Source organism: Streptomyces sp. NPDC004126, assembly GCF_050275515.1.
Classification (GTDB): Bacteria; Actinomycetota; Actinomycetes; order Streptomycetales; family Streptomycetaceae; genus Streptomyces.
In genome coordinates this window covers 1-14,398 of the sequence record NZ_JBNNPF010000060.1, presented here as the reverse complement: position 1 = coordinate 14,398, position 14,398 = coordinate 1, and the positions used below count along the sequence as shown (strand labels likewise).

Below are 14,398 nucleotides of genomic sequence, written 5' to 3'. Positions count from 1 at the left end.
CCGTGGCGGGGTGCACACCGCCCCGGCCCAGGTGCAGGCCGTCCTGGAGGCGCTGCCGCGCGCCGCCATCGTCCAGGGCGGGGACGAGCAGGTGATCGCCGTCAACCGCCGCTTCACCGAGATGTTCGGCCTCGACGCCGCGGGCGTCGCCCACACCCCCGGCGCCCCCCTCGGCCCCGTGGTCGAGGCGGTCTGCGCCACCTTCGCCGAACGCCCCGCCTGGGTGGTCGACACCGCGCACGCGATCGCCGCCCGCCGGGTCCACCGGACCGCCGAGATCCCCCTGACGGACGGCCGCGTCATCCGCCGCGACGTCGAGCCCCTCTACGACGCCGACCGCAACCTGCTCGGCTCCCTGTGGACCGCCGAGGACGTCACCGAGGAGAAGCGCCGGGCCCACGCCCTCGAACGGGACAACCGGACCCTCGCCGAACTGGCCGGCCAGCGCAACGAGTTCGTCGCCCTCGCCTCGCACAGCCTGCGCACCCCGCTCGCCTCCGTCATCAGCTTCTGCGAGCTGCTGGCCGACCCGGTCTCCGGCCCGCTCACCGCGGAGCAGCGGGAGTTCCTCGACGCCGTCCACCGCAACGCCCGCCGCATGGAACGCGTGATCACCACCCTGATGGAGACCACCGTGATGCGCGCCCCCCAGCTGAACCTGGAATTCGGCCCGGTCGACGTACCGCGCATGCTCACCCACGCCGTCCTGGACCGGATCGCGACCACCGAGGCCGCCGGCGTGTTCGTCGTCCTCGACGCGGCCCCGGGCCCGCCCCTCCACGGCGACGAGCTCCGCCTCGAACACGTCCTCGCCAACCTGCTGGAGAACGCCGCCAAGTTCACCCCGCCCGGCGGCACCGTCACCGTCACCTCGGCCGTCGACGGCGACCACTGGACCGTGGAGGTGGCCGACACCGGCATCGGCGTGCCCGCGGACTACCGGGAGGAGATCTTCTCCGGCTTCGTCCGCGCGCCCAACGCCGAGAGCGGCGGATACGCCGGGACCGGCCTCGGCCTGGCGCTGAGCCGCGACATCGTACGGCGCCACGGCGGCGACCTGACCGTCGCCGACGCCCCGGGCGGGGAGCAAGGCGGAGCCGTGTTCACCGTGCGGCTGCCCGTCGCCGGCGCGCGCCCGGCACCCGCCGACGCCCCCGGCTCCGACACCGACGCCGTCGCCCCGTGACCCGGATCCTCCTCGTCGAGGACGACCCCGACCTCGCCACCGCCCTGCGCGCCCTCCTCGGCCGCGCCGGGTACGAGGTCCGGCACGCCGCCGACGGCAGGGAGGCCCTGCGCCGCCTGTTCGCGGACCGCCCGGACCTGATGCTCCTCGACATCGGCCTGCCGGAGCTCGACGGCTGGCAGGTCCTGGAACGCACCCGGGACCTGACCGACCTCCCGGTCCTGCTGCTCACCGCCCGCGGGGCGGAGGCGGACCGGGTGCGGGGGCTGCGTGCCGGTGCCGACGACTACCTGCCCAAACCCTTCGGGCAGGAGGAGCTGCTCGCCCGGATCGAGGCCCTCCTGCGCCGCGCCGGACGCCCGGGCTGGTCCGGGGACCGGCAGGACTCCGCACTGCACCTGGTCCCCGAGCGCCGCGCCGTCCTCTGGCACGGCGCCGAGGTCCGCCTCAGCGACATCGAGTACCGGCTGCTGCAGACGCTCGTACGCAACCGGGGCCGGGTCGTCACCACGGACCAGCTGCTCGTCCAGGTGTGGGACGACCCGGCGGGACTGGGCCGGGACCGGGTCAAGTTCGCCGTGCTGCGGGTCCGGCGCAAGATCCAGCAGGCCGCCGGCCGCCACGCCGAGGACCCCATCGAGGCGGTGCGCGGACTCGGCTACCGCTACCAGGGCGACGGGCGCGGCGAACGCGACGAGAGGCCTTGAGGCCGTTCCCGTTCCGGTTCCCGTTCCCCTTGCGTCCCGTTCCCGTTGCGTCCGGTCCCCGTTCCCGAGGCCCGGGACGTAGGGCCCGCCCCCGGCGGGGACGCAAGCCCCGCCGGGGGCGGGCCGAAAGTCCCGAGCTGCCCCGCCGTCCGTGATCGCAACCGTCCGGCAACCGGTGCGGCGGCCCGCGGCAACCCCCGCTCCCCACGCTCCGGGGTGTCCCCGCCCCGTCCGGCCGCAAGGAGCCTCCGCATGACCGGCCTGCCCCCGCGCAGCATCGCCGTCGTCCTCGGGACCCGTCCCGAACTGGTGAAGCTCACCGAACTGTGCCGGCTGCTCGGCCCCGCCGCCCGGCTCGTGCACACGGGGCAGCACTACGACGAGGACATGTCCGGCCGCTTCCTGAGCGAACTGGGCCTCCCCGAGCCGACGTACCTGACGGGCATCGGCGGCCGGCCGCGCGCCGTGCAGATCTCGGCCGGCCTCGCCCAGCTCGACGCGCTCTTCACCCGGCACCGGCCCCGCGCGGTCGTCGTCCAGGGCGACACCAACGCGGCCCTGGCCGGCGCCCTCGCCGCCAACGCCCGCGACCTGCCCCTCGTCCACGTCGAGGCGGGGCTGCGCAGCCACGACCGCGCCATGCCGGAGGAGCACAACCGGGTGCTGATCGACCGGCTCGCCGACGTCCTGTGCGCGGCGACCCCTGAGAACCGGGAGAACCTCCTGGCCGAGGGCCTGCCCGCCGACCGGATCGAACTCACCGGCAACACGGTCGTCGAGGCCGTCCGCGCCCACCTGCCCGGTGCGCGGGCCCGTGACGCCCTGCTCGCCCCGCTCGGCGTGCGCCCGGACGGGTACGTGCTGGCCACCGTGCACCGGCCCGAGAACACCGACGACCCGGCCGCGCTGCGCGCCGTGCTCGGCGAACTGGCCGGCCTGGCCCGGACCCTGCCCGTCGTCCTCCCGCTGCACCCCCGCACCCGGGCCCGGATCGAGGCCGCGGGCCTGGCCGGGGCCCTGGACGCACTGCGGGTCACCGCGCCGCTGGGCTACGCGCAGTTCCTGGGGCTGGCCCGGCACGCGGCCCTGCTGGTCTCCGACTCCGGCGGGGTGCAGGAGGAGGCGACCGTACTGGGCCGCCCGCTGGTCGTGGTCCGCAACTCCACCGAGCGCCCCGAGGCCATGGCCGACTTCGCGACCCTGGTACGGCCCGGCCCGGAGCTCGGCGCCGCCGCCCGCGAGCGGCTCGACCAGGGCCGGGCCCTGCGCGAGCGGCTCGCCGCGCTGCCGAGCCCCTTCGGAGACGGCCTGGCCTCGCGGCGCATCGCCGGCCTGCTGGCCCGCACGGCCCTCCCCGCCGCGCCCGCCGACCCCGCATCCGCGCCCGCCGCTCCCGCGCCCGTCGCCGCCTGAGGACCCGCCCCGTGCCGCACACCGACCACCTCCTCCTGTTCCTCTTCCCCTTCCTCCTCCTCGCCGGCTTCCTCCTCTACGCCGCCGGATCCCGGCACGCCTACCGCAACCGGCCGGAGACCGAACCGGGCGACCCGGCCGCCTTCGACTGGCACTTCTTCGTCCCCTGCCGCGACGAGGAGGCCGTGGTCGCCGCCACCGTCGCCAGGCTCCGCGCCGACTTCCCGTACGCGCACGTGTGGGTGGTCGACGACGCCAGCGACGACCGCACCGGCGCCATCGTCGCCGCGCTCGCCGAGGACGACGTACGGCTGCACCTGGTGAGCCGCGTCCGGCCGGAGGCCCGCACCGGCAAGGGCGCCGCACTCAACGCCGCGTACCGCGAACTCGGCGCGCTGCTCGGCCCCGGCGCCGACCGGGAGCGCGTCGTCGTCTGCGTCGTCGACGCCGACGGCCGGCTCGACCCCGCCGCCCCGTCCCTGGTCAGCGGCCCCCAGGGGTTCGGCCACCCGGACACCGGGGGAGTACAGGTCAGCGTGCGGATGCGCAACGTTGACGACCCGCGGCCGCTGCCGGACCGCGGCCGCGCCGCGAACGCCCTCGCCCGCCTGCTGGTCCGCGTCCAGGACATGGAGTTCGCCGTCTCCAACGCCGGCATGCAGCTGCTGCGCGCCCGCACCGGATCCGTCGGCCTCGGCGGCAACGGCCAGTTCACCCGGCTGTCCGCGCTGGACCGGATCGCCGAGGCCGAACGCCGCCCCTGGCGCGAGGCCGCCCTGCTGGAGGACTACGAGCTCGGCCTCCACATGATCCTCACCGGCCACCGGATCAGCCACGTGGCCGACACCTGGGTCTCGCAGGAAGGCCTGCCGCACGCCCGGCGCCTGCTCACCCAGCGCACCCGCTGGGCCCAGGGCAACCTGCAGTGCGTCCGCTACGCCCCGCGCATCCTCTCCTCCCGCCACTACACCGGCAGCGGCGTCCTGGAGACCCTCTACACCTTCGGCCAGCCGCTGGCGCACCTCTTCTCCCTGGTGCTCTCCGCGGTCCTGCTGGCCGTCCTCGCCCTGAACGGCTTCACGGGCGCCCTCGCCTGGTGGCCCCTGGCGCTCGGCCTGGCGGTGCTCTCGGTGGTGCCCTTCCTGCTGTGGGGGCCGGTCTACCGCCGGGACTTCGCCCCCGACGCCTCCCGGACCCGGGCGCTCCTGTGGGGCGTCGCCCTGTGGCTGTACGCCTACCACCTCTTCCCCGTGTCCGCCCGCGCCTTCGTCCGCATCCTCCGGGGCCGCACCGGCTGGTCCAAGACCCGCCGCAACGCCGACCCTGCCACCACCGGCCCGGTCGCCCTGGAGCACTAGGCACCGTCCGAACGCGAACGCGAACGCCTACGCGACCCGCCCACCACCACGATCGGCCGGACGGATCCCGGCTAGGCGGCGTCGCCCGGGCGGACCAGGCCCGCCTCGTACGCGAAGATCACCGCCTGCGCCCGGTCGCGGAGGTCCAGTTTCCCGAGGACCCGGCCGATGTGCGTCTTCACCGTCTGCTCCGCCAGGACCAGGTGGGCGGCGATCTCCTGGTTCGACAGCCCCCGCGCGATCAGCTCCAGCACCTCCGTCTCGCGCGGCGTCAGCCCGTTCAGCCGCAGCGCCGGATCCTTGCGCGGGGCCGGCCGCTGCCGTACGAAGTCCGCGATCAGCCTGCGCGTCACCGACGGCGCGAGCAGCGCCTCGCCCGAGGCGACCACCCGGACCGCCGCGATCAGGTCCGCCGGCGGGGCGTCCTTGAGCAGGAACCCGGACGCGCCCGCGCGCAGCGCCTCGTACACGTAGTCGTCGATGTCGAAGGTGGTCAGCATCAGCACCTTCGGCCGGTGCGTCACCCCCGGCGGCGGGTCCAGCAGCTCGCGGGCCGCGGAGAGCCCGTCCAGCTCCGGCATCCGTACGTCCATCAGCACCACGTCGGGGTGCACCGTGCGCGAGACCAGGATCCCCTGGCGGCCGTCGGCGGCCTCGCCCACCACGTCGATGTCGGCCTGCGCCGACAGCAGCGCGGCGAACCCCGCCCGGACCATGGCCTGGTCGTCGACGATGATCACGCGAATGGTCAACTGGGCTCCTCGGTAGGGGAGTCGACGGGATCGGGCGGGTCGGGCGGGTCGAGCGGGAGCCGGGCGGCCACCCGGAAACCGCCGTCGGGCAGCGGGCCCGCGTCCAGGGTCCCGCCGGTCAACCGTACGCGTTCGCGCATCCCCACCAGCCCGTGCCCCGTCCCGGAACGCTCCAGCCCCACCACCGCGTCCCGGGCCGGGCCGTTGACGACCAGCACCAGCACCTCCCCGTCCTCCGCGGAGTACGTCACCGACACGCGGGCCTGCGCGCCCGGGGCGTGCCGCACCACGTTGGCGAGGGCCTCCTGCACGATCCGGTACGCCGACAGGTCCACGGCCGGCGGCACCGGCGCGTCCGCCAGAGCGGCGGCCAGCGAGCACTCCACCGGCTGCCCCGCCCGCACCGTCGCCTCCACCAGCTGCTGGATCCGTGCGATGCCCGGCTGCGGCGCCCGGTCCCCGTCCGCGCCGCCGGAGCCCGAGTCGCCCCGCAGCACCGTCAGCAGCCGCCGCATCTCGCCCAGCGACTCGCGCGCACTGGCCGCGATGGCCGCGAACTCCTCCCGCACCGGCTCCTCCATGCCGGGCAGCCGGTACGGCGCGGAGTCCGCCTGCACCGTGATCACCGACATGTGGTGGGCCACCACGTCGTGCAACTCCCGGGCGATCCGCGCCCGTTCCTCCAGCAGGGTGCGCCGGGCCCGCTCCGCCTCGCTGATGCTCTCCTGCTCGGCCACGCGCTGCCGCGCGTCTCCCAGCCCCCGCAGCGCGCCCGTCACCGCCAGCACGCAGCCGCTCAGCACGAACAGCAGCGCCACGGTGTTCGTCACCCCGGCCGGCGCGAAGAAGCCGAGCACCACCCCGGCCGCACCCGTCGCCAGCCCCACCCGGACCAGCGTCCGCACCGGCTCGCGCAGCCCCAGGCACACCATCAGCACCAGGTACCCGACCACCACCATCGGCGTCCACGGCCAGGCGTGCCCGGCCACCCGGTCCGCCCCGGTCAGCAGCACCGCACCCAGGACGTCCGCGAGCAGCACCACGCCCCAGGCCGCCACCGGACGCGACACCGCCAGCAGCAGCGGCACCGTCTGCGCCACGCCCAGCGCCCCGGCCAGGCCGCCGCCCATCCCGTAGTCGTTGGTCAGCACCGCGATCGTCACCGGCAGCAGCGACACCACGAAGACGCCCGCCACGGCGAAGGGCAGCATCCGCAGCCACGCCCCGGGCGCCCGCGCCAGCAGCGGCTCGCCCGCCCGCGCCGGCGTCCGCAACGCCATGGCGAACCGGTCCCACCCGCCGGGCGGCCGCGGCTCGCGGGCCGTGCCGGCCGTCGCCGCCCCCGCGTCCGGCTTTCGCCCGCCGGCAGGCTTGCGCACTCTCAGGCCCATGATCCCGCCAGCCTATGCGCACGCGCCGCCGACCGGGATCCGCGACGGTCTCGTTCCCCCGGCGCATCCCGCTCGTTGAGCGGGCATGGAGCTGCTGCCGACCATCGCGGGGCCGGGCGTCGGTGAACGGGCCGACGCCGCGGCCGACGCCGCCTGCCACCTCTACGACGCCGTCGCGCCCTGGAGCGGCGGAGGAACCGGAGGGTGGCCCGGCGGGTGGAGCCGGACCGCCGCCGAGGACGCCGCCGAGACCATCGAGACCACCGCGCACGCCCTCGCGTACAGCCACCCGCGCGCCGAGGTGATCCTCGCCCCGGTGCACGCCGCCCTGGCGGACCTGCGCCGCCAGCTCGCGCTCGCCCCGGCCGACCCGCTGACCGCCGCGGGCGTCCCGGCGACGCCCCGTACGGTCGGCAACCCGCGCCGCACCCGCTGGGAGCGGGTCATGGTCACTGCACCAGTGCCCCGGCAACCGCCGTCTGGTACAGCTTCCTGATCTCCGCGCCGAAGTAGGAGCTGTACGAGGTGTCCGCGGTCGGCCCGCCCGTCTTCCAGCCGCCGATCACCCCGACGACGTCCCCGGTCATCGTCTGCGCGTCGTAGCGGGCCAGGAAGGGGCCGCCGCTGGTCCCGCCCGGATAGCCGGTGCAGTCGATCCGCAGGAAGGACCCCGGGCTCTTCGGGTCGGCGCTGGTGAACTTGGTCGTCTTGTTCACGCACGTGCGCGGGCGGGCGGCCGCCGCCGGATGGCCGATCAGGGTGACCTTGGGGTGGTTGAAGGCGGCCCCGGTGACGAGCCGGTTCCCGCCGACGACGTCCTCCACCGGGAGGCCGTCGGAGCCCGGCCCGACCTGGGCGAAGGCCACGTCGAGGGTGGCCGCCCGGTCGGGCCCGTCCGTGCGGTACCGGGGGGCGATCCACACCTTCGAGCGGCCCGCCGCGTCCCGCAGCACCGGGAAGAGCCCGTACGGGCGCGGTTTCGCGCGCGTGTACTGCGGTACGAAGGCCACCTGGCGGGTGTCCGTGCCGAGCAGGCAGTGCGCGGCGCTGAGCACCATGTCGCGGCTGGGGGAGGAGACCACGCTGGCGGTGCAGAAGTAGGCGCCGCTGCCCTGCATGACGAACATCCGGCCGACGACCGGGATGCCGTCGAAGTCCTGTCCGACGCCGTTCGCGGCCGGCACCGCCGCCTTGTCGGACCCGCTCGGCGCGGGCGCCGGTACGGGTACGGGCGCCGGTACGGGCGCGGCGGACCCGGTCGGCGGCGCCGGTTCCGGCACCGCCGGCGCGGGCGTGGCGGACGCCGGGCCGGGGACGGCGGCGTCGGGTACCCCGGGAACGGGAACGGGCACGGCCGCGTCGGGTGCGGGCGCGGCGGCATCGGGGGAGGCCGGTGCGGCCGGCGCCTCCGGACGGGCCGGACCGGCCGGATCGGCCGCCGGGGACGGGGACGGGGCCGTCGCCGGGGACGGCCCCGGGGTCGCAGGACCGGCCGCCACCGGCACGGGGTCGGAGGCCGGGACGGCGTCCGGGGCCGGTTCCGTCCCGGGTACGGGCAGGGCGGAGGCCATCCGGTCCTCCGTCCAGAAGGCCGTGGCCTCCCGCGCCGACCAGTGCTCGGAGGCCGCCTCGGCCCGCTCCGTCCGCGCGACGGGCAGCGCCCCGCCCGGCAGCATCAGGGCGGCGGCCGCCGCGGCGGCCGCCGTCACCACCGTCAACAAACGTCGCATGTCTCGCTCGCTCCTGTCGTGACCGGCCTGATCCACAACACCCCCTAGACGGCCTGGGGGAAGCGGAACAGCCTGCCCGGGTCGTAGGTCCGCCTGATCCCCTCCAGGCGGGAGAGGTTGGACCCGTAGTAGGCCTCGCGCCAGCCGGCGAGTCCCGGGTCGGCGTAGTTCTGGTAGGCGCGGCCGCCCGCCCACGGCCGCAGGTCGCGCCACAGCCCGTCGAGCCAGCCCTGGTGCCGCAGCACCTCGGCGGCCGTCGCCGAACGGGGCCAGTACGCGAGGTACTGGGCCAGGAAGGCACTGTCCCGGTGCACGAACGCGGTGGCCGCGGCGGGCACCCGGTTGACGGCCCCGCCGCACACCCCGTCGAACTGGACCACCCCGAACCCGCCGCCCGGCACCTCGCGCCCGTACCGCCCGATCGCGGCCAGCACCGCCGCCACCGCGCCCTCCGGCAGGCCCCCGCCGCCCCAGAAGTCGGAGCGGGCCGCGTACGAGTCCCGGCCCAGACGCCCCCGCGGATCCCGGCCCGGCAGCCGTCCCGGCAGCCGGCACTCCTCGGCGCCGCGGTCCGCGCAGCCGGCCATGGCCCGCACGGTGGCCCCGTAACCGCGTACGGCGAACCAGCTGTCCCGCGGCTCCCGGCCCACCAGGGCGGTCAGCCGGGCCAGTTCCCGCTCCAGCTCCGCCCGTCCGTCCAGGCACACCGCGCGGAAGGAGGGGACCGCGTCCCGACCGGCCTCCACGGTGAACTCCACCTGGCTCCAGAACGGGTCCGGCAGCCCGCCCAGCCACCGCTGCCAGCCCCGCACCACCGCCGCGGAGTCCCCGGCGGGCCAGTGCAGTTCGGCGTACGCGGCGTCCCCGACCGGATGGGTGCGCAGCCGGAGCTCGGTGACCACGCCGAAGTTGCCGCCCCCGCCGCCGCGCAGCGCCCAGTACAGGTCGGGGTCCCGGTCGGCGCCTACCTCGCGGACCACTCCGTCCGGGGTGACGACGCGGGCGCCCGCGAGCCGGTCCGAGGTGGTCCCGTACGCCCGTGAGCCCAGCCCGAGCCCGCCGCCGAGGGCCAGCCCCGCGATGCCGACGGAGGGGCACAGCCCGGCCGGGACGCCCTGGCCGCGCGCGGCGAGGGCGGCGTGCACCTCCGCGAGCCGGGCCCCGGCGCCGACCCGCACCTCGCCGTCCCCGACGGCCACCGCGGCCATCGCCCCGGTGTCCACCACCAGGCCGCCCGCGCGCGTCGACCACCCGGCGTAGCTGTGGCCGCCGCCCCGCGGCACCACCGCGGCGCCGGAGCGGCGGGCGAAGTCGAGGCAGACGGCCACGTCCCCGGCGTGCGCGGGATAGGCCACCGCCGCGGGTGCGACGGCGTCGTAGCGGGGCTGGAAAAGCTGCCGGGCCTCCGCGTAGTCCGCTTCCCCCGGCAGGACCAGCCGGCCGTCCATCGCGCGGCCGAGCGCCCCGAAGTCGGGCCCCGACCCGCCCGCGGCACGCGCACCCGGCCGCGTCCCGACGGCCCGTGCGCCGTCCGCCCGCGCGCCCGTCCCGGTGGCGGCGAGCACCGCGGCTGCCGTACTCGCGAGGACCCGGCGGCGTGGAAGGCTCATCCCTCCTTCCTGCCACCGCCGGGCCCGATCGCCGAGCAGGCGGGCCCGCCGGGCGCAGCTTCCCGCCCGAACGGACCACGGCCGCGCGGGCGGGCGGCCCCCGATCGGCTTTAACGTTCCGTCAACGCGGCCAGCGCCGCACGTGCCGCGCTCTCGCCCTCCTCGTACGCATGGGCCCGCGCCTCCCGGACGGCGTCGTCGAGCTGGCGCACCGCCTCGCCCCTGCGGCCCGTCGCGGCCAGCGCCTCGCCGTACAGGGTGCGCAGCACCACCCGCCGGGGCGCCGCCGCCGGCGGGGCGGCCAGCGCCAGGCCGCGGACCGCGTGGTCGGCGGCCGCCTCGGGCGCGCCCACGGTCAGCAGGTGCTCCGTGAGGTGCTGGTGGGCCAGAGCCGCCGTGTCAGGCCGACCCGCCCGGTCGGCCAGCACGAGCGCCGCGCCCAGCAGCTCCGCGGGCCGGGCGCGTTCGCCCGCCCGCAGGAGCGCGACGGCGAGGTTGATCCGGGCGATGGCCTCCGCGTTGGCGTCGCCCGCCAGGGCCGCGAGGTCCGGCGCCAGCTCCAGCTGCGCGAGGGCCTCCTCGGGGCGGCCCTCCTCGGACAGCACCCAGCCGAGCAGGGCCCGGGCGCGCGACTGCGCGCCGGGGTCGCCGTCGGCCTCGGCACTGGCCAGCGCCTGTTCGAGCAGGGGCGCCCAGCCGTCCCGGACCTGCCACACGATCAGCGGCCACTGGAGCAGCACCAGCCGCCAGGCCCGGTCGTGCAGTCCGGCGGCGACGGCCGCCTCGACCGCGCCGCGCAGCGCCTCCCGCTCGGCGGACAGCCAGGCCAGGGCGTCCGTGCGGTCGGCGAACGGCCGCACCGGGGCGGCCTGCCGGGCCCCGTCGGGCAGTGCGCAGCAGGGCTCGCTGCCCGGCTCGGCGGTGGCGCAGGCCGCGAGGAGCGTGCGCAGCCAGTGGTCGAGCAGCCGCAGCAGCCCCTCCGGGTCGTGCCCCGGCGACAGGCTGCGGGCGTAGAGCCGGACCAGGTCGTGCAGCACGTAGGACTGCGGTCCCGCCTCCACCACCAGCTGGGCGGCGGCCAGCTGGTCCAGCGCGGCGGCGGCCTGGCTGGGCAGGCACCCGCCGAGCGCGGCGGCGGTGCGCACGTCGAGGGCGGCCCCGGTGTGCGGCCCCAGCTGGTGGAACATCCGCCGGGCCGGCTCCGGCAGGTGCTGCAGCGTGAGGCGGAGCGCGGCGGCGACGCCGGTGCTCCCCACGTTCAGCAGGTCCAGCCGGGTGTGCTCGTCGGCGAGTTCGCCCGCGAAGGCGGCCAGCCCCTGGTGCGGGCGGGTGGCGAGCCGCGCCGCCGCCACGCGCAGCGCCAGCGGTAGGCCGTCGCACAGCCCGGCCAGGCGAGCGGCGGCCTCCGGCTCGGCCGCGATCAGCTCCGGGCCGAGTACGGCGGCGAGCAGCTCGGCGGACTGCGCGGCGGGCAGCTCGCGCACCGGTACCGGGCGGGCGGCGTCGGACACCACCAGCTCGCCGAGCCGGCTGCGGCTGGTGACGAGGGTGACGCAGTCGTCGCCGCCGGGCAGCAGCGGCCGCACCTGCGCGGAGTCGCGGGCGTTGTCGAGCACGACCAGCATCCGGCGCCCGGAGGTCAGCTCCCGGTAGCGGGCGCCGAGGGCCTGCGGGGAGTCGGGCATCCGCTCGGCCGGGAGGCCGAGCGCGAGCAGGAACTCGCGCAGCACGGAGGTGGTGTCCCGGACCGGGATGGGGCTGTAGCCGTGGAGGTCGGCGAAGAGCCGGCCGTCGGGGAAGTCCGCGCGGCGCCGGTGCGCCCAGTGCAGGGCCAGCGCGGTCTTCCCGACGCCGGCGCTGCCGGTGAGCATGACGACGGGGCCCGGGTCGGCGGCCGCGGCCCCGTCGAGCGCCGCCAGCTCGCCGGCGCGCCCCGTGAAACCGCCGGGCCGCCGCGGCAGCAACTGCGGGCCGTTCCCGGTACGGCCACCCCCGAACGCCTCCCCGTACCCGGCCCCGGGCCCCCAGGCGGCCCCGGCGGCCCCGAGGTTCCCGGCGCTTCCGGCGGCTCCGGTGACGCCGGGGATCCCTGCGGTCCCGGCAGCACCGGTGGCTCCGGGCGTTCCTTCGACCCTGGTGGCTCCGGCGGCTCCAGCAGTTCCGTGGGTTCCTGCGATCCCGGCGGCACCGGTGGCGCCGGGGGTCGCTGCGGCACCCGTGGCGTCGGCAGCACCCGTGGCTCCGGCGGCTCCTGTGACCCCGGTGGCTCCAGCGGTTCCGTGGGTTCCTGCGGTCCCGGAGGCACCCGTGGCGCCGGGGGCGCCTGTGGCCGCGGAGGTACCCGCGACCTCGGGGGTACCCGCGACCTCGGGGGTACCTGCGGCCCCGGCGGCCCCGGCGGCCCCTGCGGCCCCCGCGGCCCCAAGGCCCCCCGGCACCCCGCCGGCACCCGTGGCCCCTACGGCCCCGGGCGTTCCAACTGCCCCGGGCATGCCTGCCACCCCGGGCGTCCCGGCCGCTGCGGCCGGTCCGGGGGCGGAGCCGGGCCCGCCGGGTTCCGTGCCGGGCCCGGCGGGCCGCCCGGACAGCCAGGCGGCCGCCCCGGCGGCCAGGGTCACGGGGGCCGTCGCGGAGCGCAAGGGTTCGCCGGCCCGCAGGAGAGCGGTGTACGCGTCCGCGAGCACCGCTCCGGGGTCGACACCCAGCTGCTCGGCGAGCAGTTCCCGCGTGCGGTGGTACCAGTCCAGGGCGTCCGACTGCCGGCCCGACCGGCCCAGCGCCAGCATCAGCGCGGCGATCAGCGGCTCCCGCAGCGGGTGCAGCACGGCCTCCGGCCGCAGCAGGGCCGCCGCCGCGGAGTGCTCGCCCAGCAGCGAGTGCGCCCCGGCCAGCTCCTCCACGGCGGCCAGCCGCAGCTCGTCCAGCCCGTGCGCGGCGGCCTCCAGCAGGGGCCCGCCCACGGTCCCGCCCAGCGCGGGCCCCTCCCACAGCGCGAGCGCCTCCCGCAGCAGCCGTACCGCGTCGGCCGGTTCGTGCTGTTCCCGGGCCTCCTGCTGCAACCGCTCGAAGTGGTGGGCGTCCACCAGGGACTCGGGCAGCCGCAGCGCGTACGCCGGCCCCTGGGTGAGGAGTTCGACCCCGTGGGCGGCGGCGCCGTGCTCGGCGAGCAGGGCCCGCAGCCGCGAGACGTGGCCCTGCAGCACCGTCCGGGAGTGCCGGGGCGGGTCCTCGTCCCACAGCGCCCGGGTCAGCCGGTCCACGCCGACGGCCGCGTTGGGCCGCAACAGGAGCATCGCCAGCAGGCTGCGCCGCTTGGCGGGGCCCAAGTGCACGGGCCTCCCGCACTCCGCCACCGCGGAGACCGTCCCCAGCACGCGGAACCGCATGCATGCCCCTTCCATCTGCTTTTCCCCGACCGAGCATATGTCTCGGTATTTCGGTGGATGAGGGGGATCCCGGCCAATCGCCACCGGCCCGTGAAAACCGCCCCGCACCGCCCGCACCTGCGACGACGTGCGGACGGACACCCGGACGACAGTGTGACGCAAGGGGGCGGCGGCGCCTCCTTAGCCCGGCGTTAGGGCCGCGTTTGCGGGCGCTGGAACGCTTCTGTCCGCCGGGGGAGGCCCGCACCGCGGCACCCGTCCTCACCGCCCCGTGGAGGCGCGGGTGCCCGGTGTGGCCCGCCCGGCATCCTCCGAAGACGACTGGGAAAACAGGGAGTCACTTCCATGGGCTTATCCATCGTCCGTGCCTCGGCCCTCGCGGCCTCCACCCTCGCCCTGGCGGGCGTCGCGCTGACCGGTGCGGCGTCGGCCGCCCCGGCCCCGGCGCCGGGCCAGAACCAGGCCGCGGCCGGCTACTGCCACGTGTCCGGCCTCGGCGGCGACTACATCTGCGAGTACGGGGAGGCCTGGCAGACCTTCCCGAACGGGACGCGGCAGGTCTTCATCGTCGGCACCGACTTCGCGGTGTGGACCCGCTACAGCAACACGGGCGGCGGCTGGTCCGGCTGGGAGTCGATGGGCGGCACGGTCCGCAGCGGCGTCCGCATCGAGGGCAACAACAGCTGGAACCCGACGATCTCCGTCGTGGGCATGGACGGCGAGCGCTGGTTCCGGCACCGCCTGAACAGCGGCAGCTGGACCGGCTGGCAGAGCTGACCGCCCTCCCGAAGGCACCGGGCGGCCCGCGGAGCTGCACCTGCGCGGGCCCGCCCGGCCCCCCCCCCCCCCCCCCCGCGCCCGGCGA

Annotated in this window: 11 protein-coding genes; 6 read left to right on the top strand and 5 right to left on the bottom strand. The window is 77.1% G+C overall.

Annotated elements, in window-relative coordinates; translation table 11 throughout:
• The first annotated feature begins 10 nt into the window (after positions 1-10).
• The 4 genes from ACQKM2_RS35055 to ACQKM2_RS35040 all read left to right on the top strand — a co-directional run bounded on the left by ACQKM2_RS35055 (position 11) and on the right by ACQKM2_RS35040 (position 4,664).
• Positions 11-1,186, top strand: a complete 1,176-nt coding sequence (locus ACQKM2_RS35055) for an ATP-binding protein (RefSeq protein ID WP_427717009.1) — start codon at positions 11-13, stop codon at positions 1,184-1,186.
• Positions 1,183-1,893, top strand: a complete 711-nt coding sequence (locus tag ACQKM2_RS35050) for a response regulator transcription factor (RefSeq protein ID WP_427717007.1) — start codon at positions 1,183-1,185, stop codon at positions 1,891-1,893. Before ACQKM2_RS35055 ends, ACQKM2_RS35050 begins: the two co-directional genes overlap by 4 nt.
• Before the next feature lie 252 nt (positions 1,894-2,145).
• A complete protein-coding gene (gene wecB, locus ACQKM2_RS35045; protein WP_427717006.1) occupies positions 2,146-3,306 on the top strand; it encodes a non-hydrolyzing UDP-N-acetylglucosamine 2-epimerase in 1,161 nt (386 codons plus the stop codon).
• Positions 3,307-3,317: 11 nt separating this feature from the next.
• A complete protein-coding gene (locus ACQKM2_RS35040) occupies positions 3,318-4,664 on the top strand; it encodes a glycosyltransferase family 2 protein (protein WP_427717004.1) in 1,347 nt (448 codons plus the stop codon).
• A 71-nt stretch (positions 4,665-4,735) separates the two neighbouring features.
• On the opposite strand, the gene ACQKM2_RS35035 is transcribed toward ACQKM2_RS35040, so the two are convergent.
• Positions 4,736-5,416, bottom strand: a complete 681-nt coding sequence (locus tag ACQKM2_RS35035; protein ID WP_427717003.1) for a response regulator — start codon at positions 5,414-5,416, stop codon at positions 4,736-4,738.
• Positions 5,413-6,807 carry a sensor histidine kinase gene (locus ACQKM2_RS35030; RefSeq protein ID WP_427717002.1) on the bottom strand — a complete coding sequence of 465 codons (1,395 nt, stop codon included), beginning with the start codon at positions 6,805-6,807 and terminating at the stop codon, positions 5,413-5,415. The genes ACQKM2_RS35035 and ACQKM2_RS35030 overlap by 4 nt, the downstream gene beginning before the upstream one ends.
• 85 nt (positions 6,808-6,892) lie before the next feature.
• Here ACQKM2_RS35030 and ACQKM2_RS35025 point away from each other — a divergent pair, with 85 nt between their 5' ends.
• On the top strand, positions 6,893-7,303 hold the full coding sequence (locus ACQKM2_RS35025) for a hypothetical protein (protein WP_427717000.1): 411 nt from the start codon (positions 6,893-6,895) through the stop codon (positions 7,301-7,303).
• On the opposite strand, the gene ACQKM2_RS35020 is transcribed toward ACQKM2_RS35025, so the two are convergent.
• The 3 genes from ACQKM2_RS35020 to ACQKM2_RS35010 form a co-directional block, all read right to left on the bottom strand.
• Entirely contained in the window at positions 7,257-8,537 is a 1,281-nt protein-coding gene (locus ACQKM2_RS35020) for a hypothetical protein (RefSeq protein ID WP_427716999.1), read from the bottom strand. The genes ACQKM2_RS35025 and ACQKM2_RS35020 overlap by 47 nt on opposite strands.
• 44 nt (positions 8,538-8,581) lie before the next feature.
• Positions 8,582-10,147, bottom strand: coding sequence for an FAD-binding oxidoreductase (locus tag ACQKM2_RS35015; protein WP_427716998.1), 1,566 nt, complete (start codon positions 10,145-10,147; stop codon positions 8,582-8,584).
• 110 nt (positions 10,148-10,257) lie between these two features.
• Complete coding sequence (locus tag ACQKM2_RS35010) at positions 10,258-13,533, bottom strand: BTAD domain-containing putative transcriptional regulator (RefSeq protein WP_427716996.1); 3,276 nt, start codon at positions 13,531-13,533, stop codon at positions 10,258-10,260.
• A 345-nt stretch (positions 13,534-13,878) separates the two neighbouring features.
• Here ACQKM2_RS35010 and ACQKM2_RS35005 point away from each other — a divergent pair, with 345 nt between their 5' ends.
• Positions 13,879-14,310 carry a hypothetical protein gene (locus ACQKM2_RS35005; protein WP_427716994.1) on the top strand — a complete coding sequence of 144 codons (432 nt, stop codon included), beginning with the start codon at positions 13,879-13,881 and terminating at the stop codon, positions 14,308-14,310.
• Positions 14,311-14,398 lie beyond the last annotated feature (88 nt).

Bases quoted from the DNA above. Each gene is read 5' to 3' on its own strand.
- wecB (WP_427717006.1), top strand. From the start codon at position 2,146: ATGACCGGCCTGCCCCCGCGCAGCATCGCCGTCGTCCTCGGGACCCGT.
- ACQKM2_RS35030 (WP_427717002.1), bottom strand. From the start codon at position 6,807: ATGGGCCTGAGAGTGCGCAAGCCTGCCGGCGGGCGAAAGCCGGACGCG.
- ACQKM2_RS35025 (WP_427717000.1), top strand. From the start codon at position 6,893: ATGGAGCTGCTGCCGACCATCGCGGGGCCGGGCGTCGGTGAACGGGCC.
- ACQKM2_RS35020 (WP_427716999.1), bottom strand. From the start codon at position 8,537: ATGCGACGTTTGTTGACGGTGGTGACGGCGGCCGCCGCGGCGGCCGCC.
- ACQKM2_RS35015 (WP_427716998.1), bottom strand. From the start codon at position 10,147: ATGAGCCTTCCACGCCGCCGGGTCCTCGCGAGTACGGCAGCCGCGGTG.
- ACQKM2_RS35010 (WP_427716996.1), bottom strand. From the start codon at position 13,533: ATGCGGTTCCGCGTGCTGGGGACGGTCTCCGCGGTGGCGGAGTGCGGG.
- ACQKM2_RS35005 (WP_427716994.1), top strand. From the start codon at position 13,879: ATGGGCTTATCCATCGTCCGTGCCTCGGCCCTCGCGGCCTCCACCCTC.